This is a genomic window from Collinsella sp. CLA-AA-H167 (assembly GCF_040095305.1).
GTDB lineage: Bacteria > Actinomycetota > Coriobacteriia > Coriobacteriales > Coriobacteriaceae > Collinsella.
In genome coordinates, this window is the sequence record NZ_JBBNGA010000015.1 from 24,540 (window position 1) to 47,881 (window position 23,342).

General features: G+C 55.0%; 24 protein-coding genes and 2 pseudogenes. 13 read left to right on the plus strand and 13 right to left on the minus strand.

All coding sequences use genetic code 11. From position 1 onward, the window contains the following. Positions 1 to 30 precede the first annotated feature (30 nt). Both xerA and AAAT03_RS08905 read left to right on the plus strand, forming a co-directional pair. Positions 31 to 1,023: a site-specific tyrosine recombinase/integron integrase gene (gene xerA, locus AAAT03_RS08900; protein ID WP_117583305.1), complete on the plus strand. Its 993-nt coding sequence runs from the start codon at positions 31 to 33 to the stop codon at positions 1,021 to 1,023. Positions 1,024 to 1,044: 21 nt separating this feature from the next. Beyond that, positions 1,045 to 1,605: a restriction endonuclease subunit S gene (locus AAAT03_RS08905; RefSeq protein WP_118065718.1), complete on the plus strand. Its 561-nt coding sequence runs from the start codon at positions 1,045 to 1,047 to the stop codon at positions 1,603 to 1,605. 26 nt (positions 1,606 to 1,631) lie between these two features. Here AAAT03_RS08905 and AAAT03_RS08910 read toward each other — a convergent pair whose 3' ends face one another. From AAAT03_RS08910 to AAAT03_RS08935, 6 genes and pseudogenes are all read right to left on the minus strand, one after another. Then, entirely contained in the window at positions 1,632 to 1,994 is a 363-nt protein-coding gene (locus tag AAAT03_RS08910) for a hypothetical protein (protein ID WP_117583307.1), read from the minus strand. Positions 1,995 to 2,052: 58 nt separating this feature from the next. Then, positions 2,053 to 2,223: pseudogene (locus AAAT03_RS08915) on the minus strand (IS30 family transposase); the annotation flags it as partial. Next, positions 2,223 to 2,555 carry a nucleotidyl transferase AbiEii/AbiGii toxin family protein gene (locus AAAT03_RS08920; protein WP_117583308.1) on the minus strand — a complete coding sequence of 111 codons (333 nt, stop codon included), beginning with the start codon at positions 2,553 to 2,555 and terminating at the stop codon, positions 2,223 to 2,225. The pseudogene AAAT03_RS08915 and the gene AAAT03_RS08920, both read right to left, overlap by 1 nt. A gap of 16 nt (positions 2,556 to 2,571) precedes the next feature. Continuing rightward, positions 2,572 to 2,784 carry a hypothetical protein gene (locus AAAT03_RS08925; protein WP_349103151.1) on the minus strand — a complete coding sequence of 71 codons (213 nt, stop codon included), beginning with the start codon at positions 2,782 to 2,784 and terminating at the stop codon, positions 2,572 to 2,574. 169 nt (positions 2,785 to 2,953) lie between these two features. Next, positions 2,954 to 3,154: a type IV toxin-antitoxin system AbiEi family antitoxin domain-containing protein gene (locus AAAT03_RS08930; protein WP_117817992.1), complete on the minus strand. Its 201-nt coding sequence runs from the start codon at positions 3,152 to 3,154 to the stop codon at positions 2,954 to 2,956. Between the two features lie 420 nt (positions 3,155 to 3,574). Beyond that, positions 3,575 to 3,805 carry a hypothetical protein gene (locus tag AAAT03_RS08935; protein ID WP_128619958.1) on the minus strand — a complete coding sequence of 77 codons (231 nt, stop codon included), beginning with the start codon at positions 3,803 to 3,805 and terminating at the stop codon, positions 3,575 to 3,577. 202 nt (positions 3,806 to 4,007) lie between these two features. On the opposite strand from AAAT03_RS08935, the gene AAAT03_RS08940 reads away from it, so the two are divergent. From AAAT03_RS08940 to AAAT03_RS08965, 6 genes are all read left to right on the plus strand, one after another. After that, the gene (locus AAAT03_RS08940; RefSeq protein ID WP_117583312.1) at positions 4,008 to 4,970 is read left to right on the plus strand and encodes an Abi family protein; all 963 of its coding nucleotides are present in this window, start codon (positions 4,008 to 4,010) and stop codon (positions 4,968 to 4,970) included. Positions 4,971 to 5,474: 504 nt separating this feature from the next. Beyond that, positions 5,475 to 5,894, plus strand: coding sequence for a YjdF family protein (locus tag AAAT03_RS08945; protein ID WP_349103153.1), 420 nt, complete (start codon positions 5,475 to 5,477; stop codon positions 5,892 to 5,894). 1,219 nt (positions 5,895 to 7,113) lie between these two features. Next, a complete protein-coding gene (locus AAAT03_RS08950) occupies positions 7,114 to 7,743 on the plus strand; it encodes a class I SAM-dependent methyltransferase (RefSeq protein ID WP_271729437.1) in 630 nt (209 codons plus the stop codon). Beyond that, complete coding sequence (locus tag AAAT03_RS08955) at positions 7,730 to 8,335, plus strand: class I SAM-dependent methyltransferase (protein ID WP_349103154.1); 606 nt, start codon at positions 7,730 to 7,732, stop codon at positions 8,333 to 8,335. Before AAAT03_RS08950 ends, AAAT03_RS08955 begins: the two co-directional genes overlap by 14 nt. A 218-nt stretch (positions 8,336 to 8,553) precedes the next feature. After that, entirely contained in the window at positions 8,554 to 9,228 is a 675-nt protein-coding gene (locus AAAT03_RS08960) for a hypothetical protein (RefSeq protein ID WP_349103156.1), read from the plus strand. After that, positions 9,225 to 10,067: a class I SAM-dependent methyltransferase gene (locus AAAT03_RS08965; RefSeq protein ID WP_349103157.1), complete on the plus strand. Its 843-nt coding sequence runs from the start codon at positions 9,225 to 9,227 to the stop codon at positions 10,065 to 10,067. The genes AAAT03_RS08960 and AAAT03_RS08965 overlap by 4 nt, the downstream gene beginning before the upstream one ends. Before the next feature lie 619 nt (positions 10,068 to 10,686). Here AAAT03_RS08965 and AAAT03_RS08970 read toward each other — a convergent pair. Further along, positions 10,687 to 11,841 (minus strand): annotated as a pseudogene (locus AAAT03_RS08970) (IS256 family transposase). Between the two features lie 376 nt (positions 11,842 to 12,217). Between AAAT03_RS08970 and AAAT03_RS08975 the strand changes: the two are divergent. Beyond that, on the plus strand, positions 12,218 to 14,044 hold the full coding sequence (locus AAAT03_RS08975; RefSeq protein WP_349103158.1) for a hypothetical protein: 1,827 nt from the start codon (positions 12,218 to 12,220) through the stop codon (positions 14,042 to 14,044). A gap of 278 nt (positions 14,045 to 14,322) precedes the next feature. Here AAAT03_RS08975 and AAAT03_RS08980 read toward each other — a convergent pair whose 3' ends face one another. From AAAT03_RS08980 to AAAT03_RS08990, 3 genes are all read right to left on the minus strand, one after another. Beyond that, positions 14,323 to 14,655, minus strand: a complete 333-nt coding sequence (locus tag AAAT03_RS08980; protein WP_349103159.1) for a hypothetical protein — start codon at positions 14,653 to 14,655, stop codon at positions 14,323 to 14,325. Then, entirely contained in the window at positions 14,621 to 14,914 is a 294-nt protein-coding gene (locus AAAT03_RS08985; protein WP_349103160.1) for a hypothetical protein, read from the minus strand. Before AAAT03_RS08985 ends, AAAT03_RS08980 begins: the two co-directional genes overlap by 35 nt. 106 nt (positions 14,915 to 15,020) lie before the next feature. After that, entirely contained in the window at positions 15,021 to 15,245 is a 225-nt protein-coding gene (locus AAAT03_RS08990) for a hypothetical protein (RefSeq protein WP_349103161.1), read from the minus strand. 131 nt (positions 15,246 to 15,376) lie between these two features. On the opposite strand from AAAT03_RS08990, the gene AAAT03_RS08995 reads away from it, so the two are divergent. The 4 genes from AAAT03_RS08995 (at position 15,377) to AAAT03_RS09010 (ending at position 19,560) form a co-directional block, all read left to right on the plus strand. Continuing rightward, positions 15,377 to 16,525: a WYL domain-containing protein gene (locus AAAT03_RS08995; protein WP_349103162.1), complete on the plus strand. Its 1,149-nt coding sequence runs from the start codon at positions 15,377 to 15,379 to the stop codon at positions 16,523 to 16,525. Between the two features lie 91 nt (positions 16,526 to 16,616). Beyond that, positions 16,617 to 17,912 (plus strand): hypothetical protein, encoded by a 1,296-nt coding sequence (locus AAAT03_RS09000; RefSeq protein ID WP_349103164.1) that lies wholly within the window; start codon positions 16,617 to 16,619, stop codon positions 17,910 to 17,912. Positions 17,913 to 18,411: 499 nt separating this feature from the next. Beyond that, positions 18,412 to 18,573 carry a helix-turn-helix domain-containing protein gene (locus AAAT03_RS09005; protein WP_349103165.1) on the plus strand — a complete coding sequence of 54 codons (162 nt, stop codon included), beginning with the start codon at positions 18,412 to 18,414 and terminating at the stop codon, positions 18,571 to 18,573. A gap of 312 nt (positions 18,574 to 18,885) precedes the next feature. Continuing rightward, the gene (locus tag AAAT03_RS09010) at positions 18,886 to 19,560 is read left to right on the plus strand and encodes a DUF3800 domain-containing protein (RefSeq protein ID WP_349103166.1); all 675 of its coding nucleotides are present in this window, start codon (positions 18,886 to 18,888) and stop codon (positions 19,558 to 19,560) included. Positions 19,561 to 20,036: 476 nt separating this feature from the next. Here the strand turns inward: AAAT03_RS09010 and AAAT03_RS09015 are convergent, their stop codons facing one another. The 3 genes from AAAT03_RS09015 to AAAT03_RS09025 all read right to left on the minus strand — a co-directional run bounded on the left by AAAT03_RS09015 (position 20,037) and on the right by AAAT03_RS09025 (position 23,068). Continuing rightward, positions 20,037 to 20,798, minus strand: coding sequence for a nucleotide-binding protein (locus AAAT03_RS09015; RefSeq protein ID WP_349103167.1), 762 nt, complete (start codon positions 20,796 to 20,798; stop codon positions 20,037 to 20,039). Positions 20,799 to 20,839: 41 nt separating this feature from the next. Beyond that, positions 20,840 to 22,660 (minus strand): DUF262 domain-containing protein, encoded by a 1,821-nt coding sequence (locus AAAT03_RS09020; protein ID WP_349103168.1) that lies wholly within the window; start codon positions 22,658 to 22,660, stop codon positions 20,840 to 20,842. A gap of 222 nt (positions 22,661 to 22,882) precedes the next feature. Then, positions 22,883 to 23,068, minus strand: a complete 186-nt coding sequence (locus AAAT03_RS09025) for a hypothetical protein (protein WP_349103169.1) — start codon at positions 23,066 to 23,068, stop codon at positions 22,883 to 22,885. Positions 23,069 to 23,342 lie beyond the last annotated feature (274 nt).

Consider the following 23,342-nt stretch of genomic DNA (forward strand, 5'->3'; position numbering starts at 1 on the left):
CTCCCATCCATATCGGGATGGGAGGAACTGATGCACACGACGATCGAAATAGCAAACGCGGTTCTCACAAAAATGCAGGCACTCGTTAGCGGCGAAGTGCTTTCGTATCTCGAGAGCGTCCTTATGAGCGAACTCAGGGGCATCGAACTTGAAGTGAACGCGCTCAGCAATGTCGAAGACGAGGCCTCAAAGTACATGGAGCGATTCCTCGCAGCCAAAACCATCGAGGGATGCTCGCCTAAGACCATCAGGTACTACAAGGCCACACTTACAAGGGCGCTCGAAGCAATCAAAAAACCAATTGTCCGGATTAGTTCAGATGACTTACGAACATACCTGAGCGAATATCCCATGGGTAATAACGCAGGGAGCATCACCGTCGACAACGTCAGGCGCATCCTGTCGTCATTCTTCTCTTGGCTTGAAGACGAGAACCATATACTCAAAAGCCCTGCACGACGCATTAAAAAGATTCGCTCAAAGAGAACGGTCAAGTCCGTATATTCTGATGAAGAACTTATAGCCCTCACAGACGCCTGTTCTTGCAAGAGGGATCTGGCAATCATCAACCTTCTTAGTTCAACAGGGATGAGAATAGGCGAACTCGTCTCGCTCAATCGAGAAGACGTTGATCTAAATCGGCGAGAGTGCATTGTACTCGGAAAGGGCAACAAAGAGAGAGTCGTCTATTTTGATGCGACTACAAAGCTGCACCTAAACAACTACCTGCAAGAACGCAGCGATAACGTCGCCGCGCTATTCTGTAGTCTCACAAAGCCGAGTTCTAGGCTGCAAGTAAGCGGAGTCGAGCTCCGCCTTCGCTCCTTGGGAACAAAAGCAGGCGTCAAACACGTCCACCCACATAAGTTCAGGAGAACGCTGGCCACCAAAGCAATTGGAAAAGGAATGCCCATCGAGCAGGTGCAGAAGCTGCTTGGCCATCAAAAGATTGATACAACGTTGATGTACGCAATGGTCGATCAGGACAACGTAAGGGACTCTCATAGAAGGTATATCTGTTAAGTCAAATCACGGTTTGTCGAGATGTTTAGAACCAAGACACACGCATCATGGCCAATCGAAACAATCGGCAACTACAGCATAGAAATGCACTACGGCACTTCAGCAAAAGCCGGCGCCGATGGCGATTATGTCTACATCCGAATGAACAATATCACCGACGACGGCATCCTTGACCTAACCGATACAAAGCGAATCACCCTAAAGGGCCAAGCTCTCGAAAATGCTACCGTCCGCTATGGCGATATGCTTTTTAATCGAACCAACAGCATTGACAAGGTTGGGAAAACTTGCGTTTTTCATCAGTCAGAGACCATGGTTATTGCTGGGTACATCGTGTGCGTAAGGTTCGCTGACCACAGCTCTGCCGAATATGTATCTGGTTACCTGAATTCAAAGGAAGGAAAGCGAGTCCTTCGTAATATAGCGAAGGGAAGTGTCCATCAGGCAAATATCAGCGCAGCAGACTTGGCCGCTATTCCCATTGCAATTCCCCCGTTGTCCCTCCAACAGGAGTTCGCCGACTTCGCTGCCGAGGCGGACAAATCGCAATTTATCATCCACCAAGATCTTCACGGCTTTTGAAAAGACAGATAGTTACATGTCCAACGCTACAGAAGCCCGAGGACCGTCGCCTTTGATAGCATCTCGTAGGCTCGCGGATATGTCTCTTTGTCGCGCTCGGCCATAAATGCCCAGTTCGCCGTCACGTCAGCCGCCCTCACCATAGCCACCTTGGAGGAGTCGACATAGGAGACTGGAATCTTGGGCAGCCAGTCGCTAAATACAGGAGGGTAGGAGGTCTGCCACGTTGGGTTGAACATGCCGCAGCGCAGCTCCTCATCAACCGATTCTGCCAGGTTGTACTTTCCGTCGATCGAAGTCGAATGCTCGTCAACCACAACAGAAACTGCATCAACCTCGCTCGCGGCAATTCCCTGAAGCCTCAGCGCGTCAACGATGCCGGACTTCACGCCACGCTTTAGAGCGTAGTCAAGATACCTTTGCTTGCGCCTTTTCGAGCTTGAATTCTCAGAGCAACTGCAACACCCCTGAGTAGTGGACCTCGTAGGGCGTCCTGAACCCCAGGCGCTTGTGGGGCCTGCGGTTGATGGCATCGTACACCCGCTCGACCTCCTCGTCCGAGACCGCAGAGAAGCCGGTCCCCTTCGGGAAGTACTCGCGCAGCAGACCGTCTGTGTTTAGTCAAGCCTGATTTTCGGGTTGGGGCTGCGGTGGAAATCCTGGTCCTCTTTTGGTCCAGGATTTCCACCGCAGCCCCAACCCGTAAATTGAACGCTATCAAACACAGATGCCGTCGCGAAGTCGATGTCGCGCGTGACGCGGCCGTCGGGGATGCGCGCGAGCAGCCCGCTTCCGCCCTTGAGGATAAACCGGCCGTCGGGGTTGCTGAACACCCTGCGCAGGAACCGGTCGCGCAAAGCCCGACGACAGCCGTCCCCGGGGTCACCGCCCCTGTCGCGAACGGCCCTCTTCAGGGCCCTGTCGAGCTGACCGCCGTTCTCGTACGTCATTCTTCCCGCCTCCTAGCTAACGAATCGTACAGGCTGGCCCCCGCCGGCATCCCGGCTTTTGCCCCCCGGCGTCGATTTTCTCCCTCAGCGCGCCCTCGTCTTCGACGAGGCCCCTTTCGAGCGCGTCCGTGAGCACGTTCGCGACCAGGCTCAGTTCCTCCCCGGAGTCTATCAGGTCCACCACCGTGAGCCAGGGCCTCGTCGCCGGGATGTCCGAGACGATCGCCACGTCCTTCGGGTCGAGGCGGCGCTTCCTGATGAATCAGGTTCGGGCGCTTAGTCTGCTTTCTCTCGGGCGTGCAGAACTCGTAGGGCGAGGGGCTGACCTCGCCGATGCCGTAGAGCCATGCAGCCGTCGCCCCCATGGCGACGGGGCGCCTCCCCGGGTCGATCGACAGTCAGGCCGCGAGGACGTCCTCCTCCCGCGTGCTCGGCGAGCCGCCCATGCGGTAGACGCCCTTCGCGAGCCTCTCTATGTTGCCGAGCCCTTCCCGCCTCGAGAGCGCGTACCGCTCGACGCCGAGCACCTTCGCCTGCACAGATGTGAAGAGCCCCCTTTGGGAAGAGGCGATGTCGTTGGTGGCTCGTATGACTTCGATTTATTCCATGCTTGCATTGTGGAAAATAATGCAACAATGCAAGCAATACGCTCAGAATACACGGCGTTATTCGGCGGCATTCGGGGTCACTGAAACTGCGGAAACCGATTTTCGCATTTCTTTATTCCCATTTGTTGACCTGGGCGAATGCAATTGAAGAGGGCTTGAATCCGCCTCGCAGTTTCAAGTCAGTTTCATCCGCTCGAAATCGGTCTTCGGGGGACCCGAATTGTGAATTATTCCCGCAGGGCCTAATTATTCCCGTACCGCCGAGTACTCCGTTGTACCGCCCAGTAGGGACACACGGGAATAATTGGGTCGTTTTCCCAGGTAGAGATGCAAAAAGAAAGCCCTCGAACCAAAGGGTTCGAGGGCTGTTATTCCCACTATTTCGCTGGTGGCTTTGGTTCTGTCGTCCCGTCATTCCAGTTGCACCCAGTTTTCGGCATCGACACGGAACGCGTGCCGCCGAATGACGCGATGTCGCGTCTCGTCGGCTTCGGGGACAAAAGCTGGGACAACTTCAAAAACTTTTTTCAAACTCAGGGCTTTGAGTTTTTGTTTTTGTCCCAAAGGAGCTTCCGGCCGTGATTCGGATGCCCGATTGGGCGGAATCGCCCGTTTCTGGAACTCAACCGCAGCATCACGCACAAGCCACTCGCAACAACTGCAAATGATTGGTCGAGGACGGCTTCCAACGCGATTCCAAAGCCGCAGGTCAGGCGACTGCGCTGCTGGCAGGGAAAGGGAGTCGTATCAGGCGGCTTGCCCATGAGTCGACGATGAGGCCTTCACCGAATGTCGAGAACATGCTGGTAAAATAGGCAATACTTTTTATGACAGGAGAACGAGCATGGCCGAACCCCACGATAGGAAGCCGATCCTCACGATCGAGCAGCAGATAGAGCACCTCAAGCAGAAGGGCGTAGCCTTCGAGCTGTGTTCCGAGGAAGAGGCCGAGGACTACCTGCGCGACAAGTGCAACTTCTTCAAGCTCGCATCCTATCGCAAACTCTTCTCGAAATACGAGGGAGGCCCGCGCGACGGCCGCTACGTAGACCTCGACTTCGGCCAGCTACGCCTGCTCGCGGCGCTCGACCAGGAGCTACGCCACGCCCTGCTCGGCATGACGCTCGACATCGAGCACTTCCAGAAGGTGACACTGCTTCGCGAGATGGAGGACCGTGGAGAGGATGGCTACGCCATCGTGGCCGACTACATGGCATCGCTTACCACTGCAAACAGGGAGTACCGCCTGCGCGAGCTCAAGATGAGCGGCCGCAGCCCCTACAGCTCGAGCCTCTACGCGAAGTACTCCGGCGACATGCCTGCCTGGGCCTTCCTTGAGCTCACCTCGTTCGGCACCCTCATCGACTTCGTGCGCTTCTGCGCCAGGCGATGGGGCGACAGGCGCTTCGAGGCCTCCCACTACGACCTCAAGCGCGTGAAGTCCGTCCGCAACTGCGCCGCGCACGGCTCGTGCCTGATCAACTGCTTCGCCGAGAGGGGCGCCGCCCGGGGCTCGGCGTCCAGTGGCGTCTCCCGAAGGGTCGCCGCCGTGGGAATCCCCAAGGCGACCAGGAGGAAGTGGATGGGGAATACGGCCATGCAGGAGGTCGCGACCGTGCTCGTGGCGCACTCCGGCTTGGTACCCGAGGGCTCCTCGCGCTCGCGCGCCGCATCCGAGCTCGCCGAGATGTTCGCCAGGGCCGACGGAGAAACCGAGGCGCTGCCCGACAAGGGGCCCGACGCCGCAGCTCGCTCCGCGCTCGAGTTCCTTCGCAGGTTGACAGAATCGCTCGGGTTGGTAGAATAGCCTGCAGATAGCAAAACCTTCACGGTTTTAGGGGCGGACTTGCGCAAGCGACTCTGCCCTATTTTTATATTCACTCGCTATAGGAGACGGGTGATACCTGGGTCAATGACAGAACTGAGAAGCCCGGAATAATGGAGCCAGTTAGAAACCCTCGGGTTTGCGGGGCGGGATCGTGAGAGCGATTCTGCCCTATTTTTTCCTCCGTCTGCCCCAAACCAAGTATTTCGAAGATAGCCTGTAGGTGTCCTCCTGGGCGCCTTTTATTTTCAGGGAATCGGCCACTTCATGAACGAGCGACCGGCTTGACCTAGATCGAACCGCCTTCATCTCCGCCTAGGCGCCGGCGATCAACATCGTAAATCCGCGCGTGCTACAATGCGGGCACCAGAGATGAAAACACAGTCCCCGTCGGGTAGTCGTGGGCGTGCGGGAGTCCGCATCAGTAACCTGCCTCCTTGGTTGTCCCTTCTCTGCATGGTCATCTACATAAAGGAGGAACCAACCATGCAGATCAGCGTGTCATCCACCCTGACCGTATATCACGACGGCCAATTCTGGGTCGGGCTGGCGGAGCATGTCGAGGACGGCAGATACGGCGCCGCCCGCATCGTCTTCGGCGCGGAACCGTCCGATGAGGAAATCCTGCGATTCGTTACAAGCAAATGGGCGGAGCTCGCGTTCTTCGGTGACGATCCCGCCGAGGCGAGCAAGCCCGCGAGGAACCCCAAGCGCCGCGCCCGCGAGGCGTCGAAGGCCCTTAAGCAGCCGGCGATGGGCACCAGGGCGCAGCAGGTGCTCGCGAGTCAGCGGGAGACAATGAAACGGGAGTCAGCCCGCGCAAGAAGCCAGCGTCGCGCGGATGAGGCGGAGGCGCGCTTCGAGCAGCGAAAGCTGAAGCGCAAGCAGAAGCATCGTGGGCATTGATCGCCATGTGCAGCAAGGCAAACCATATACAGCAGTGGGGCCAGTTCCACTTGAAGCCGACGCCGCGTAGACGCTGATGGTGACGGCTATGCACGGGCACGGGCGCGCCGCCGCACTTCACAGCTTGTTTCTCAAGTATTTGGGACGCACACACGGCGTTCAAAAATGCGGAGCGACTCTGTATGGCTCGAGACTGAGCCGAGGTGCCCTACTTCTCGCCCTCCAGCAGCACCACGATGCGGTCGATGTCGACGGCAAAGCGAGGCCTTCCCTCCTGCTCGTAGCGGTCGAGGTATGCCTGGCACTCTGAGACAATGCGCTTGGTGCTGCCGTCGATGATGCGTTGGAGCGTCTCGTAGTAGGCCGAGCCCTCGGTCCTGAAGCGGCGCTGGTAGGCCTGGTTATGGGGAACATCTTGATGTAGTGGATGCCGTGGCGGCAGTTGGGGCGCGTCGTGGGGCGGGGTGGCAACGCAAAGTACTGGTCTTTGGGCACGTTAGGGGCGATGTTGGAACGCAGCGGCACGGCGAAGTCCCTGCGCTTCCCGCGGAAACGCAGCCTCACCACTACGATGCAGGGACGATTGTGCTTAAGCATGAGCTCGCGGTCGCCCTCGGCGTGGACGAAGAAGTCCTGGGGATGGATACAATCTTCATCGGTTACGCCCCCTTCATACGAAGCGGGGCCCGCATCGCTGCGGGCCCCTACAGGTGGGCGATATTCTACGCTTTGCGGCACCCCATCGCCCACGGAGGTTAAACGTACACGTAAGCCGTACTCTGAAAGCCGCAGCTTCCGGCAAGTAGTTTATACCACGAGAGGTCGCTTTCAATGCGCATAGCTCGCAAAATAGCACTCGCTGGGCCGTCACCCCTGGCCGTTACCCTCCAATCTTCATTAAAGTCAGCAGGTCAATTCATATAGTCATGGGGGTTTATCCTAAAGGGAATCAAATTTTTACCCCCATAACTAAGGAATTTTCTATTCCCACTCAATGACTAGAGCCCTGGTGTAATTGGCTGGATCACCGTTCCGGGAACCGGTATCGACCTACCTGTCCGCCAAGCTCCTTCTTCAGCTCCAGCCTAGTATCTGACTCGCGCTGTTATAAGCAAAAACCGAAGAGATGCATCTTAGCCAAGAAAAAAGGTTAGCCTTATCTTACTGTATGATTCGTGTGTTATAGTTAGATGGCTCTAACTGTTTGGGGGCGATAGCCATGCACGAACGCAAGGGCTTCTGGGACAAGAATGCCGGTCGGTACGACCGTTTCATGCGAAAGGACCGGGCGGCGTATGAGAAGATGTATGGGCTGATCCGGCCGGTAGTGAAAGCAAAAACCGTACTGGAGGTTGCCACCGGCACGGGGCTTATCGCAAAGAGCATCGTGAATGCGGCGGCACACATCGAGGCTACGGACGCTTCTGCAAAGATGATCCTTGAAGCAAAACGGGACATTCAATCCGCAAAGCTGCACTTTTCCGTACAAGATATGTTCCACCTGCCCTATGCACAGAAGTCCTTCGAAGTGGTGATTGCGTCCAACGCGCTTCACATAGTGCCGCATCCGGAAAAGGCCCTGCAAGAAATCAGGCGGGTGCTGAAGGACGACGGCGTGCTCATCGCGCCAACCTTCACCCACGCGGAGAACTCGGTTTCCGGCAAGGCAAAAGCCTTTTTCATGAGTATGGCGGGATTCCCCCTCCACAGCAGGTGGACAAGCGAGGAATACCTACGTTTCCTGCGTCAAAACGGCTGGGCGGTGCAGAAAAGCGCGGTGTTGAAGGCCTCGTTCCCGTTGACCTATGCGGAATGCACAAAATCGGAGGGGGCAGATGTCGTTCTTTGAAAACACCCGCAAGCCCGTGGGCCTCGGCGGAAAACTTATGGTTGCCATGATGAACCTGGGCCACAGCCCTGTGGCGCGGTGGGGACTTCGATTTCTACGACTTGCGCCAAATGCCAAGGTGCTGGATTGCGGCTGCGGCGGCGGGGCGAACATAAAACGGCTGCTGAAAAAATGCCCGCATGGCGTCGTCAAGGGCGTCGACTATTCGCCCGTCAGCGTGGAGAAGACTAGAAAGCTCAACCGAATTGCAATTCAGGAGGGGCGTTGCGCCGTTCTGCAAGGCAGTGTGGCGGATATGGTGTTTGAGGATAGCTACTTCGATGCCGCCACGGCCTTTGAGACCGTCTATTTTTGGCCTGATTTGCCCCGATGCTTCCGTGAGGTCTGGCGGACGCTGAAGCCAGGCGGGACAATTCTCATCTGCAACGAGAGCAATGGCGATACGGACAAGGACGAGAGGTGGACGCAGATCATCGGCGGCATGACCATCTATAAGGACGTTGAATTAAAGGCATGTCTGGAGCAGGCGGGTTTTCACGAGGTGCAGATACGCAAAAAGAAAAGGTGGCTCTGCGTCACGGCGCGGAAGTAAGGGCATCGAGCACGGGCATTTTTGCATCCATCCAGCACATGGCGATAGGCATGACGGCCATAGCGGCTGTGCTGGCGGCGATCATGATGCTTTTTATGAAAATATGAGGTGATAGAAATGCTGTTTCAAACATATGGCGACAGGAGGAATCCTGCCGTGCTGTTCTTTCATGCAATGGGTGTGACAGGAGCGAGCAGCAAACCGCTTGCGCGAGGTATTTGCAGGATCGATATTTCTGCATCTTGCCCACCTCCACCGTTTACTGCGAGGGACAGAAATATGTCAGCAAGCTGGACGAAATACGGCAGGTGGAGGACTTTCTGCATCGACAGGGCGTGGAGACACTGGCGATGGTGGTCGCTTCTTCCATCGGTGCAGACCTTGCCATGGCGTTTCTGACGCAGACGAAGCTGCCCGTGGAGCACGCTTTCTTTGACGGCGGGCAGTTCGCCCAAATCAGAAAGGGCATGCGCCGTATCATGACGCCGTTTCTGTATTTTGCCATCAAGAGCCTATATTGGTCGAAGGGCGGTACGCTGAAAAAGATACTGTGGTGTGACGACGACTCCATAAAGCCGTTTTTTATAGACGCAGGGAAAAATCTGACCTATACAAATTTGCGGCGGCAGATTTCGGACAGTCTGGAGGATAAACCCTTTCCGCCGCTTTCGAAAGAATTGCAAAAACATACCTATTTCGAGTTTGGCAGCACAGAAGATCATTTCAAATACCGTCAAGCAGTGATGGAGGCCTACCCCTGCGGCCATTATCCCGTGTTTGAGGGATACGATCATATGCAATATCAGATACGCGATCCAAAGGGGTTCACCGAAATGCTGGCACACATCGCCGAGCGTGACTGTATGCCGGAACTGCCATTTATCAGAAAGTGAGTGATCCCCATGAAATACAAAATCGAGAAAACACCGTACAGGAGACGCTGATCATTCCGCTGTATGCGCGGAAGGTCTGCTCAGAACTATACCCGAATCTCTACCGGGACGAAACGGCGGTGCGGCTGATTAACGAGATCGACTACGATTTTTCTGAGGCGGAGAAAAAATCCCACAGCCTGATGCAGCGTTTCGGCTCACTGGAGGTGGCCATGCGGCAGAATGACCTTGCTTTTGAGGTGCGGGATTATCTGAAATCTCACCCCAATGCGGCGGTGGTCAATCTGGGCTGCGGACTGGACAGCACAGGGAGAAGCTGCGACAACGGCAGTTGCAAGATTTATAATCTGGATCTCCCGGATGTGATCGCCGTGCGCAATGAGCTGTTGCCCGCCGGAGAGCGGGAGGAAAACATCCCCTGCAATTTGAACGATGCCGAATGGTTCTCCCAAATCGATGCCTCCGGCGGTGCGGTGTTCTTTGCCTCCGGCGTGTTCTATTATTTTCTGACCGAGCAGGTCAAGGCACTGGTGCAGCGAATGGCAGACGCTTTCCCCGGCGGTGTGCTGGTGTTTGATGCGGCGAACCGAACGGCGGTAAAGATGATTGCCAAGACATGGCTCAAGAGCGCGAAGATCAAGGATGTGGGCGCGTATTTCGCGGTTTCCGACGCTCCCAAAGAGATTAGTGCGTGGGATAGCCGCTTGCAGGTCACCAGCCGGGGCTACATGCTGGGCTACAACGATTTGAGGGACCCTTCTGTCAGCGGCTTTTTCCGGTTTCTCGCAAGGGTCGGTGACAACGGGATGAGAATGCAAATCGTGAAAATAAGATTTTGAGAGACAAAAAAATGAAGCGCTTTCACTTTGACGTTGAAGAAGACGGCTTTTACGGCGCATATTGGGCGTGCAAGGACACACATACAGCAGCGGGCACGGATTCAATTGAAACCGTGCCCGCTATCTGATACTATATTATTTTATCGAACGTCTGTTCTATTCCCACTCGATGGCTCTGGCTCTGTCGTCCCGTCATTCCAGTTGCGCCCAGTTTTCGGCGGCGTCTCGAATCGAGTGCCGCCAGGTGACGCCATGTCGCGCTTCGTCGGCTTCGGGGACAAAAGCTGGGGCAACTTCAAAAACTCATCTTAAACTCAGAGCGTTGAGTTTAAGTTTTTGTCCCAAAGGGCGCCGCGTGCCGCCTTTGGAGTCTCGATAGCACCGAAAACACCCTTTTGAAACTCAACCGCCCTTTCAGCCCGCAAGCCGCCAGCCGCAATCGCAAGTGAATCAACGCGGGCGGATTGCGCATCGTGCGCAAAACCCCAGGTCGCGACTCTTCGCCATTCGTGGGAAAAGTGAGTAGTCTCAGGTGGCTTACTCATGAGTTGAACCGCTTTCGCGATCAGGGGCCTAATTGCGGGTACCGTCAATAGTTTTGCGCAAATTCAGCTAGCCGTCAGCACGACTGCTCCTTGAGAAGCGACACGTCCAGGTAGCGGCGCGATCCCCATTCGCTTTCCGCGACGTACTTCAGGCGCGCGGTCACCAGCATCAAGGCGGATTTCCCGTCGGGGAACGTGCCCACAACGCGGGTGCGCCGGCGTATTTCCCTGTTCAGGCGCTCGATCGCGTTGTTGGTGCGAATGCGCCGCCAATGCTCGCGCGGCATGCCGCAATACGCCAGGGTCTCGGCGAACCCATCTCTCACTACATTGGCGGCTTCCTTGAGCCTCATCGACTCCAGCTCGGCGGCCACAGACTCCGCCTTGGCCTCGGAAGCCTCGCGGGATTCCATGGCATGGATGGCCTTGAGCATGGCCGCGGCCTGCGGCCTCTTGGATTTCGGAACCTTGGCGAGGATGTTGCGGTAGAAGTGCACGGTGCAGCACTGATATCTGGCGTCGGGGAAGACCTCGGCGATCGAGCCGACCATGCCGGCCGCCTTGTCGCCCACGAGCATGCGCACGCCGCGCAGCCCGCGGGACTTGAGCCACGACAGGAAGTCGCGCCAGACTCCGACGACTCGGCGCAGCCGATCACCCCGCGGTAGCCGTCCTCGTTCACGCCGATCGCCGCCATGACCGCCACGTTCTCGTAGGAGCCGCCCCAGTTCGCTTCAGGTAGATGCCGTCGACGTAGACGTGGGTATATTCGCAGGCCAGGGCCTGCATCGCCACTCCTCGACCGCCTTGAAAGCCTTGTCGTTGAGGTTTGAGACCGTGCCGGCGGAGACGTCCGCGCCCCACAGGATCTCGCTGACGTCTTCGATGCGGCGCGTGGACACCCCGGCCAGATACATCTCGATGATGGCCTCCTCGACGCTGGTCTCGCGCCTCTTGTAGCGCTCGACGACGGCGGTGGCGAAGCGCATGTCCTTGAGCCTGGGGATCTTGAGCGTGACCTGGCCCGACGTCGTGGTGAATCCGCGCTCGTAGTGTCCCGCTCGGTACGCCGCCCTCTCGTCGGTGCGCTCGTACGGGCCCGCGCCCACAAGCTGGTCGGCCTCTTCGTCGAGCATGGCGTTGATGGTCTCCTCAATGGTTTTCCTGACCAGCTCGCGCAATTCGTCTTTCACGGCCTGCTCGTCGAATGATACGATTGGGTTGGACATGGCCTGCCTCCTAGCATGATTGAACTCGACACTCAAATCATACCGACGGCGCGCGCCATGTCTTTTCTCTTTCCTGGGCGTGTTCAGCTTTCAAAGTGCGCAAAGAATTTTACGTTACCTAATTGCGGCTTCTCCACCAACTGCCCTCTGGGTTTGCCCTGTCCGCCGCACGATATGGCTCCCGAGGCAACGCGGTGAGATAATGCCATCCAACGCAGGCAATGGAGCCTGAGAAAATAGGTGACGGCGGCATGGCCCGAGCCAGCACTTTTGGCCCGCCTCCGTAGCCTCCTTTTTCATATGCGGTCCGCGATACGCCTATGGGAGCGATTCGCTCGTGCAAGGCTGTAAACACGCAGAGAAAACGAGGTATTGGATGAATAGCGAACCGATCTACAAAGAATTCCTTCTTGGAGAAGGCTTAAGCGAATTGAAGAAAATTCGAGATGGCTGGAGGGATGAAAGCGGCTATTCCGAGTCGAGGGGAGAGACCTCTTTAATACCCGAAAATCTATGCGACGTCTCAGGGTCCGAACGGCTTAACTATACCTTCATCATGGACAGAGCCAATGAGTGCATGTATCGACTGATTTGCGAGTCGATTTCCATGCTTCTTACAGAATATGGATACATAACACTACGTGCCCGCGTTCGCAGAAGCGATGCTTACCAATATCTCCCAAAAGACGGCCTAGCCGGGCCGACCGTCCTCAAAGCGAGCAAGAGGGTGGTCCGCATAATCAAGGTGGATGTCGATGGCTCCCCGAGCGTTTTTGTATTCAAGGAACCTGGATTAGACCAGAGTCTCCCGAAAGAGCTTGAGGATTCGCTGAGGGAAAACTTTGGGGTATCGAAAATCACCTACGTCTCTTTGGTTATGGACGGAGCGAAGAGGGAGGTTCTCAATTACGAGTCGGTGAAGGACGCTACGCCCTACATCTCGGTTAAAGAGTTCTTCCGCCTGTTCTTTCCACAAGAGGAGTTCGACAAATTCGAGGAGGCTGTGGCTGAGCTTAGGCAGAAAGCGCGTTCCTACTATGGCTTGAGCATAACCAAATCGCTTAACCATTTGCGCATGGGCCATTTCAGGAGAGACATCCGAGACCGTCTGATCGGCTACAAACCAGACGTGGAATTGGGGTCCGAGCAGAGAATGGCCATAGACAAGAGCTTTGTCGTAGACGGCAGATACTCGGCGTTGACCGGTGACACGGATTTCGCAGTAAGCTTCCAGACCGCAGAATGGCTAAGGGATTCTTTAGCGCATGCAGGATGCATAGATTTCGCCCCCATCGCGTTGGAGTACTTCAAATCGCTCGAACAATTCCTGTACAGATTTCTTTACGCCATACACAAGACTTCGAAATCGAAGAGTAGGCGTATTTACTACGGCAAAAAGCCCGGTGAGAACCCTTACTACCTGCCCGCGAAAAGAGATGGCGTTCCCGACAAATCGCGACACATAGAAGTCAAGGACGGAGAAATCGAAATCGACGAGGCGCTTTTCACGGATGGTTTCGAATATGTCTTAGACCTCGGTAGGCTCACAAGGTTCTTCGGCGGCTACGTTTGCGAGAAGCAGCAGCTGTACAGCCGCAATGAAGACCTTCTCGATACGGCGATAAGCGAGGATACGTACGAGTCGATAATTCGCGCACTCCAAAGCGCTCGAACGATGAGGAACGGCATTGCCCACAAAGACAATCTCCACGATTGGACCGAGATGGAAAACGCCCGGTCGTCAGTCCTCTTGGCTTTCTACTTAGTCCTAGGTTCTTACAGCATCGATGCTGAAATGCGAAGCCTCCTCGGCATCGAAAGCGATTGCGTGCAGAAAAGCGAGGAGTGGAAGCTCTGCAACTACGTGGCATCGGCGGCCGTTCCTAAAGGCAATCCTCTTGAGTTTCCCGTTTTTTATCTCGATGGCGACGATTCCCCCGAGGCCGCCTTGTTCGCTTGCCCCGACGACGGAGAATCCGATCCCGACCGATATGGAAAAGCCCAATCGTTCTCGGGTGTGTACTTCAAGAGAATCGGATCGCGTGAGCGTTACGATGTCTCGTACCCAACAGACCGTCTTCCCTCATTGGTTGAACAAGGGACGCTTGTTATCTGCAGTGAGGTGTTGAAGCTGGAGCTCACGGGACCTCAAAAGGTCATCTACAGAGACGGGAACTACCTTGGGGACACGAGCGAAGGGTGACTTCGAACCAAGGACGTTGACCTCGCGCTTCCGCCCTTAAGACCATCGTGGCCGGTCTTAAGGGCGAAAGCGCGAGGAATGTCCGTAGGGTTCATGCCTTCCCGGGCGCAAGCCACCAGTCCGTAACCGCAGGTGAGGCAGCGCCGTGGCTTGCACGCTGGTGGCAAATTCGCAGGTCAAACATCTCCGTCATCTATCGACGAAGCGAGAAGCCCCGCGTTGACGCGTCTATGAGTTGATGACCTGAACGACGGTCGTCCTAGTTGCCAGCTTCCGCATCAGAGAAACCACTTGGAGCAGAAGCCGATCTGGAAGACCGAATGGACGAGCATCGAGATTCCGAGGCAGACCATCATCGCGCAAAACCCGATTCCGGCCCATTTCAGGAAAGGGTCTTTTTCTTGCTTGTCGGAAGCTCGCTCCATCCAGTCGCGCGAATACGTGTCGCCGTACTCGTCGCTCTTTGAGGCCTCTTTCGAAAGCAGCTCGAGAGCTTCGTCGAGGTCATCGGCGATCTTGCCCCCGTCGATCCCGACCTTGAAAAGGTGCGTCTCGTCATGCTGCCTGAGCGCCGGTTCATCCTGTAGCAGGTAGAATCTCTCGCCGTTCACCCCGTTCGCCAGAGCGGTCCTCTCGCTCGAAAACGACCGAATCTCCTTCTTGAGCCTTGAGAAGGCCCCCCTTGCCCTCGATCCCGAACTTCTGCGCGAGCGACTCAAGCTGCCAGAGCAGGTCGTACAGCCCCGCCGCGGGCAGGAGCCCGGCCCCGTACGCCCTCTCGAGCATCGACCGATCGAGGCGGTCGTATGCGGGGATAGCCTCCCCGTACGTCAACCTGGTGCCAACTTCGGGGAAATCACTGCATTCCATATGGTCTCCTATCATTCGAATCGAGTGTTAATTCCCTGGGGCGCGTCACGCGTCGCCGGTGCCGCTCCCCATAACAGCGGTTGTTGTTTTCGCGTGGGCGCATCACCTAGCATGCAGGGCGAAGGTCGAGCCTGAAATCCCCCTTGGCGATGGAGAGGCTGTAGTTCGACCCGGTTAAAACCACGATGCACATCAAAGCCAGGCCGCAAGCGGCGGTCAGCTGCTCCGGCGAAAAGCCGAGGATCCTCCTTCCGCTATCGCACGCCGCCTCCGCTACGGCATCGGTTGGCGAAATCTTGGGGACGCTCTCCACCCGTCCGGCGTCGTTCATAGTTGGCTCCCTACTCTCTCTTCCATTGCTTCGACCCTTATTTTCAACCGCCATCGGAATTTCGTCTCCTCTGACTGGTTTGGATTGCCTACAATTTCATAGGCAATAAAGCTGTTTATGGAGGACCTGCAATGTCTAGGACATTCACCGAGGAGGAGATCTCCGAGTTAAAGGAAGCCGGATTCGCGGCGAGCGGCACATCGAGAAGCAGGATCCTGTCCGTCCTCGACCTCCTCGTCCGCTTCACCAATGAGAGGACGGGCATATCCGCATCGGAAATCGCGCGCGTCATAGGCATCTGTTCCAGAAAGCCGACGTCAGAGAACGCCATCCTTAAAGACCTGCACCAGATAAGCGAAAGCATGCCAATGGGGATTCGCGTAGCTATACCAGGCCATGGCGAGAACGTCGGGTTCAGGGCCGTGAACAAACCCCTGTCATCCGAGGAGGCGATCCTCATCTCGGACGTGCTGGGGACAAGCTCCTTCATCGGCGAGGGGCGGAAAGACGAGATCTCCTTGAAGGTGCTCGCATTCTCCTCCGACTATGACGTCGACGAAAGCGTGGAGACCGTGTTCGTCGACCGCAAGGCCGGCAGGGACACCGACGCGATTTTCAACGTCCTCCATGCCGCATCCCGAGCGATCCGTATGAACGAAAGGCTCGCCTTCAAGAAGCAGGTTCACCTGATGAACGGATCGACCGTAAAGATCGGGCCGTATGAGGAGGACCCGGTGGCGATCGTGTTCAGCTTCGGCCGCTACTATCTCGAGAGCATGCATATCGACGAAGGCGGTTCCCCCAGTCCCTACTTCTACCGACTAGACGATATCGTAGACCCGGTTGTCACCGGAAAGCCGCTGTCGGACTATGAAAAGGTCGAGGCGCTGAGGACGCGGGTGGTCGCGGACACGCGCCAGCGGATCGACATGTTCGGCTCGGACACCGCCAGGACGCTGTTCCTCAAAGTCTCCGGCAGTCATGCCAAGTACGTTTACGAAAGGTTCGGCCACGACCTCAAGTTCTGCCATATCGACGAGAGCGGCGGAGATAACGTCGTCGGCTACGCCTGCGTCAACGTGATGCTGTCACCCACTTTTTTCAGGTGGCTATTCGGGATGGGCGGCGCGGTGAAGCTGGCGAAGCCGAAGGGAAAACGATGGGTCGGGAGCTTTCCGAATGCCGCCGCCTCCGACTTCGGATCCTATATGCGAGATTACGAAGCGGCCGCAGAGGGCTATAAAGCCGCACTAGAAGCTGCTATTTTGCAATTGGCCTGAAAAGCCGCCAACGAGAAAACAACCCCAATCGACTCGATTCGGAGAGCAAAGACACCCTTTTAAAGGCTTTGACCTGCGGGACGGAGCAGAGATGAACGACAGCAGCCAGATTATCTACAACGTAAAAAAGACCGCGACAAGAATAATCCAAGAGTATTTAAAGCTATGGGTCAAAGAAAGGTGCCCGGATAGTGAAAGCTGGACAAGGCAGGTTGAGTCCATTTGCGACGAGGCGCGCCGCAGGGGCGACGAGAACCCTCGCTTTAAGCCCAGCTATGACGCGGTAACCGCGCCACTTGACCGCGTTGGTCTCGAGAAAATGGACATGGGCAGCTGGGACCTAACCGCGCTGCGAACGATCGTCCTGCACATTCACTCCTTAGGCATATGGCTCTCTAAAGAGCAATACGAGCTCTTCGTAAAAATCGTGGATGACAAAAACTACGATTCGCACGAATCGACGAACGAACCCATGGAGTACGTCAAGCCGTGGTCATGCGAGGCCCTGGACCGCATGGAGCTTTTTGCGAAGAGCGCAAATGGCTCGCTGCAGGAAGACCATTACAAGGAGTATTTCGAAGAGTCCATCAAGACGATCCAAGAAACGCGGAAAAGGAACAGAGAGGAATACGATGCACGCTATGGACAAATAGCGGAGCTAAAACGGCAAGCGGAAACCGAAGCGCATGACATAGCAACATCTCGCGACCCACTGAATGCCTACGGTGCCGCATTTCCGAAATGGATCTGCAAACTCCCTAACGACTCTCGCGCGTCCTTCCACCTTCGGTACAGCTTCAATGAGGCATTAGTGGCCGAAGGATTTACGCTCGCAGCATCGAACCTCGCGGATACGTATTATTCAGGTGATGAAATCACTCCCGTCGACTACGAAAAGGCAGCCTACTATTTTGAAAAACGGGGCGTAGATGACCTCATGTGGTATCAACGAATCCAGTATGCCGGAATACATTTGCGTGGCTTGATTTCGAACGCCTCAGCCGATAGGGGCAATGCCATTCTTTCCGAAATGGAATCTCCCTCGATGAAACTGTGTCTTGCAAGGGAGTATCTATTCGGCAGATGGATACCGAAGAATTATGCAAAAGCGGCCGCGCTTTACGAGGCTTCCCCCACAAAAAGAGCGACCCCTGAATCCAATTCAAGCATCATGATGCCACAGGACTATGCAAACCTCGCAAGTCTTTATTTGGCTGAATTGGCAAATGAACCCTCGCCTGGGAAAGGAAGCGAGATAATCGCCGCACTGGAAGATGCCCTTCGTGGCACCGATTCAACACTCCAGGCCTATCAAAACGAAGACGGCTTTACTTTCTACCGGGTGATAACTGCTGGCGGCAAAAGCCATCGAAAGACACAGGGTTGAGATAGGCGGCATCGTTCGCCTCTGATTCGGCGCCAATGTCTACGCCGCTCGTCTGCCTCCCATTGTCAAAACGCTAGCCATGGCGAACCATGTCCCAGCGGGTGGGTACCATTTACCCGGGTGCACCTGGGGCAACGGGCTGAAAAACCTGTGCAAGGTCGCTCGCAGAACACGCAATATCAAACACGACAAAAGAGGCGAGCGACAGATGCCGGACCCCGGACGACAGCACCGCGGAAGAGAAGCATTCCAACCACAACCGAACAACTCCAGCTACTAGGCAGGCGCCCGCATGGGCGCCTTTCACTTTCCAGAGACTTAGCTGAGAACTAAGAAGCGCGGCTCATGGCAGTTTCGTGGAGGCCCGACCAGCTCGACCCGTCTCCGCCCCCGCCGCGTGCATCGCGCCATCAGGCGGTTCAACCATCGCGCAGACGAAAAGGCACACGGTGTCGTGCGGTGTCCTCGCGCGGTGCCGCACGGGAAGATTGGAGGAACCATGGCACGCACAGCCGAATGCGCCACGCCCGAGGGAAGCCAAGATCGGGACGAATGGATGACGGTGATCGAGATGCAGGAATACATGAGGGCGAGCCGAAACAAGGCGTACAACCTCATCTGGACGGGAGAGATCGACTCGTACAGGCTCGGCAGGAAATGACGGCGGCGACCGCCCCGGGAGCCGCCCGCGGCCGGGCACGCGAGGGAGCCTAGAAACGAAAGGAACTCGAGGACGACCATGACAAAGAGCATTAGCAGGAGCCAGGTGAGGCTCATCACATCGACTAACGCGATATTCGGCGCCGACGAGGCGCGCGATGCTGCGCATAAGCCGCGACGCCATGTACCGGCTCGCCCCCCTTGCACTCACCGTCAGAGCATGCTATAAGATTATTGGTGGCTCATTAAGCTACCTCCAAGTGCCGGGGGAGTCCCCCGGCTATTTTTTTATCCATTCCATTAGGAGTCCCCATTGGCCAAGGAGCTCAGCATCTTCGTCGACGAGAGCGGCGACCGCAGCGGCAAAGCTCGCTACTACCTGCTCACACTCGTCTTTCACGACCAGGCAGACAGCATCGCCGAGGCGGTCACGGGCTATGAGGCCAAGCTTGCCAGGGCCGATCTCCCTAACATTCCGTTTCACTCCGAGCCTCTCATGAACGGGCACAAGGATTATGAGTTTCTTAACATCGAGCAGCGCAAGGTGATGCTCGCCTACTTCTCCTCGTTCGTCCGCAAACTTCCCATTTCCTATATTACGTTCGTCTACCGCCGCAGCCAGTTCGAAGACCCGACAAGGCTAATGGAGCGTATGGGGCGCGATATCTCCTCTGCCATGATTGAACACCTGGGCTTCTTTCAATCCTTCGACGATGTGAAGGTCTATTACGACAACGGTCAGGACATTGTCAAGCAGGCGCTCGACCGCTCGGTGGGCAAGGTCCTCTCAAAAGGGGTCGTCCGACGCCGTAAGACCTCGATGACCGACTACCGCCTCGAGCAAGTTGCGGATTACCTCTGCACTATCGAACTTGCCTTGGTCAAGTACGAGGCCAAGGAGAACGGTGAGACGTACAACAAGTTCTTCGGAGGTATAGGCTCTTTCAAGAGGAACTGGCTCAAGCAAGCCCGCAGCAAGCGGATATAGGTGGTCTCGCGGTTTCGCAAGGAACGGTTAGCTCTCCCCTGGCGGGGAACTCCAAGCGACGTGCTTCGAGCGGCGGAAGCTGAAGCGCAAGCAGAAGCAGCGCGGGCAATGGTCGGTGCCGACATGGGCCCAAACGTGAACAGTGCTACGTCCCCTGTTCACGGGGCGCGAAACCGCAAAGGTTACAAAATAAGAAACCTCGACCTGTTCTCGCAGGTCGAGGGCTTGAAATCAACGAATATCGCTCACGCCCACTCGATGGTTAAAAAAACTGCCTCCAGTTTGTTGCAGTTTGTCCCATTTGCATCCAGTCTCAAAAATGGCCGCGAGTCCATGGGGTCAAATTTGGGTCACAGATTTCGGGGCGGGGCAGGGCGGTTTCGTGAGCCACAGTGGGTCACGATTTGCTCCTGATCAAACGGCGAACGCATTATGAAGCGAAAGTTTATCGCGCGAAGAATGGCTTACTGGATTAGTTAGAAGTCCATCTTGTTGAGATCAATGGAGTATCCCATCGATCTCAACTCTTTCAGGAGTCTGAATTCCCAATTATCTGTTCCGGTATATACGACGCCTTGAAGATCGGAGGGGATTTCGATTCCTTTATCTACGAGGATGGTGACGTTCTCTCGGCCCAGCCGACCGATAAAGTATCCTGCTTCAAAGACGACATTCTGTCGTGCCCTGGGCCTTGCTGATTGTTCAACACGTGATTTTCCCTCATCGTCTGCGGTAAAGAGACATACGGCACCAGCGGCGTTTCCTTCTGTCTCTAATTTCTCAATGATTGTCTGACCGTGGTTTGATTGCTCGTTTAGAATTACCGCTTTCAAGCCCTGCCTTTCGATGATTCTTGCAACTCTCTCTCGAAGTTCTCCGTCATGACCATGAACAATGAATACTTTCGAGAAGTCACCTATGTTTGTTATCGATGCAGACTCCTCCTGGTCCGAAAATTCATCGAGGTATGTTTCAAGTACGGCCTTCGCCTTTCGCAGGCCGCTTGTGCAAGCCTCAACGAACGCTGAGTCAGGTGTGCTGATAGTGAAGAGAGACAGAGAATAACTGATTTTATTAAAGCTCTTGAATTCGTAGCTGTCTTCGCCGAATCGCCTTATCAAAAGCCTATCGGCTTTCGTCTTCCATGCTTTGAAGTCAGGCGAGCTAGCGCTGGTATACCTATTGGACAACTGATCGGCTGTGTTGCATAACTGCTGCAAAGCTTCGAAATCGGTCATCAAGCCTTCTTTCCGTGAATAATACAAACTCTAATAACTTGTTATTCCAGCGAACAACCAAATCTCTTTATCGTTTCCTCTGTGCTTCTGTCGGAGATAGATTTGCCCATAGCAAGCTCAATCGCATCAAGCAAGGCAATAGCACGAGCTTTGAAATAAGCGTCGAAATCATCCACAATAAAGGCGTCCCATGCGATGAGGTTCGACTCGATTCGATTACGAAGCTCATCTTGTTCGATATCAGCCTTCTTGAGGATTTTCGCTGAATAGACGCTAGGAGCTGCACCTCCGATTTCTCTATTCGATTCAGGAAGTAGGGGCGTCTTATTAATGACAGAATTCCATTTCTGCCTGTCGTACCCCATCTTTTCGCAGTAGCTCTGCGGAAAGACGTGATGGATATCAGGAGCCGTTTCCATGCTGTTCACGATATCGATGGATATACCACGCATGAAATCTAGACCCTTACCCTTATAGAGAAGAGCCATGATTCCCTTATATGCTGCCGATTGCCTCGACTGGAGTCCCAAAAGTCGGGTGGATTGGAAGTGGGCATCGTTCACGGTGCGCATCTCGGATTCAGCGCCTTCAATTTCAGCGACTACATCCTCGATGTCATAGCAGTAGCGGGTTTCGTTCGAGCCGCCATACATCTCACCGAAGATTCCGCACCAGAACCAGCGCGCAACAATTTTCTGACTCTTAGGGTCTTTGAACAGCTTGGAGCCCACGTAGCCTGCAATTGCAGCCAATGGAATGATCTGGGTTGTGTATGGAAGATCGCGCTTCCTAAATACGGACTGCGATAGCAAAAATTCGCGAGCAAGCTCATAGCCCTCGATGACGACTTCCTTGTTTGCCTGATAATCCTCGAATCGCAGGTCCAGCACGTCTTTCTTTTTGCAGCTGACGGCTCCACTCAAACCATCGCGTTTGCGCTTGTAGTTCGTGAACAGTGTCACTGTGGTCAGGAACGCGGTTTCGTCCACACTTTCCGTAACGTCGGTGCGAATGTCCTTGTCGAGCGCATGGATTCGGCGCTTGTTGGCTTCCCAATCGCCCCGGAGGTCAAACTCGTATGTGGCAAAAGTGGCAGTAACGAGCTCGAATACGGTGAGGGATACGCCTCCGGTATTGACGTTCTCGAATACCTTGCAAACAGCCTCGCGCGGCGTGCTTTTATCCATGGTTATTACAGGAAGTCTATATGAGGTGATTGTCTCGATGACATCTTGCTGGAACTTGTTGAACTTGGCCATAGCATCCGGAGATGATTGGTGGAAAGCCATGTATCCAAGAAGCCATTGCGTTGCAGCGCTGGAGTCAAAAAGGATGTTTGCAGGGTACATCTCATGTTCATATTCGAGTTCACGGGTAGATAAGTCGAGCTTGACGTCTCGATCGAAATTCTCCTTAATTCTCCTGTCCTCGGGAACGGAAACAATGGCGTCATACCTATCAGCTTCCGGATCAAGGCAAGTGTTCATGTCCAGATAATAGAGACGTGAGATGGCGACGCGTTTGTCGTTGGTTGTAGCAACTGCATCCTTCCCGTACAGGGATCGATACATCGAAGTCAAACGCTGCTGACCGTCCATAACTAAATAACGAGGTGTTGCTTCTGAGGAAGGAGCTCCTTCGATGGTGCGATATTTGAATTTAACCTCCGAGCCGCCATATTCAAGTTGCATCAATGCGCCCATTGGATAACCTTGCGAAAGGCTTGCGAGCAAGCTTCTAATTCGATTATCGTCCCAGGTCCATTTGCGTTGGAAGTCGGGAAGCTGTGTCTCTCCCTTATGAATGCTGAACAGCAAATCGGAAAGATTCGTGTCATTTGATTTTGGTGCTGATATTGCCATCTTTGCCTCTGTGAGTCTTTTCGATACTTATTGGATAAGGAGACTATTCTGCTCTGAGTAGACGCCTTTTCTGGGGTGTTTTCCAAACTCGTCGGCGGGATTGCACATTTCGAGTGCTAGTCCAAGTCGATTAACAAGGATCTCGGAATCAATACGGTCCAAAAACAACTCCTATGTTCGGGTTGGAGCGTGTCGCGCCATCGATGAAATGCAGGTATTCCTCTATTGCCCCTCTTCGAATTCCAGGGAAAACAAATCAGGGAGCATCGCGCTTCCAACTTCCTTCGGGAGGATTTCCAGAACATCGCCACTATAGCTTCGTCCGCATAGCTCAATGAAAGCAAAGTCAATGCTATTGTAGTACGCCAATAGCGCAATTTCATGATTGAAGCCATCGTTGAATTTCATTCTATGCATCGTGTCGGTGGAAACCGCGGAACATGCATTGAGAACAAACTTCGGATACAGGTTGTTACGCCTTAAGAAAAAAGCGTCGGGAACCCATACGGATGGGACGGAATACCAGCTGCCGCTTATCGAGCATTTATATTCTGCGTGCTCGCCATTCTCTTCACCTTCGTCAAGGTACGGCATGCTGAACGGGGTTCAGCATGCCGTGCTGATTGGGTTTAAGGACGAGTAGTCGAGACCTCTTTCCTACAGCCCTGTTCTCTTTCCAGTC

Coding starts and splice junctions, on each gene's coding strand:
- xerA (WP_117583305.1), top strand. CDS start 31: ATGCACACGACGATCGAAATAGCAAACGCGGTTCTCACAAAAATGCAG.
- AAAT03_RS08905 (WP_118065718.1), top strand. CDS start 1,045: ATGTTTAGAACCAAGACACACGCATCATGGCCAATCGAAACAATCGGC.
- AAAT03_RS08920 (WP_117583308.1), bottom strand. CDS start 2,555: ATGACGTACGAGAACGGCGGTCAGCTCGACAGGGCCCTGAAGAGGGCC.
- AAAT03_RS08940 (WP_117583312.1), top strand. CDS start 4,008: ATGGCCGAACCCCACGATAGGAAGCCGATCCTCACGATCGAGCAGCAG.
- AAAT03_RS08945 (WP_349103153.1), top strand. CDS start 5,475: ATGCAGATCAGCGTGTCATCCACCCTGACCGTATATCACGACGGCCAA.
- AAAT03_RS08950 (WP_271729437.1), top strand. CDS start 7,114: ATGCACGAACGCAAGGGCTTCTGGGACAAGAATGCCGGTCGGTACGAC.
- AAAT03_RS08955 (WP_349103154.1), top strand. CDS start 7,730: ATGTCGTTCTTTGAAAACACCCGCAAGCCCGTGGGCCTCGGCGGAAAA.
- AAAT03_RS08975 (WP_349103158.1), top strand. CDS start 12,218: ATGAATAGCGAACCGATCTACAAAGAATTCCTTCTTGGAGAAGGCTTA.
- AAAT03_RS08985 (WP_349103160.1), bottom strand. CDS start 14,914: ATGGAATGCAGTGATTTCCCCGAAGTTGGCACCAGGTTGACGTACGGG.
- AAAT03_RS08990 (WP_349103161.1), bottom strand. CDS start 15,245: ATGAACGACGCCGGACGGGTGGAGAGCGTCCCCAAGATTTCGCCAACC.
- AAAT03_RS08995 (WP_349103162.1), top strand. CDS start 15,377: ATGTCTAGGACATTCACCGAGGAGGAGATCTCCGAGTTAAAGGAAGCC.
- AAAT03_RS09000 (WP_349103164.1), top strand. CDS start 16,617: ATGAACGACAGCAGCCAGATTATCTACAACGTAAAAAAGACCGCGACA.
- AAAT03_RS09005 (WP_349103165.1), top strand. CDS start 18,412: ATGGCACGCACAGCCGAATGCGCCACGCCCGAGGGAAGCCAAGATCGG.
- AAAT03_RS09015 (WP_349103167.1), bottom strand. CDS start 20,798: ATGACCGATTTCGAAGCTTTGCAGCAGTTATGCAACACAGCCGATCAG.
- AAAT03_RS09020 (WP_349103168.1), bottom strand. CDS start 22,660: ATGGCAATATCAGCACCAAAATCAAATGACACGAATCTTTCCGATTTG.
- AAAT03_RS09025 (WP_349103169.1), bottom strand. CDS start 23,068: ATGAAATTCAACGATGGCTTCAATCATGAAATTGCGCTATTGGCGTAC.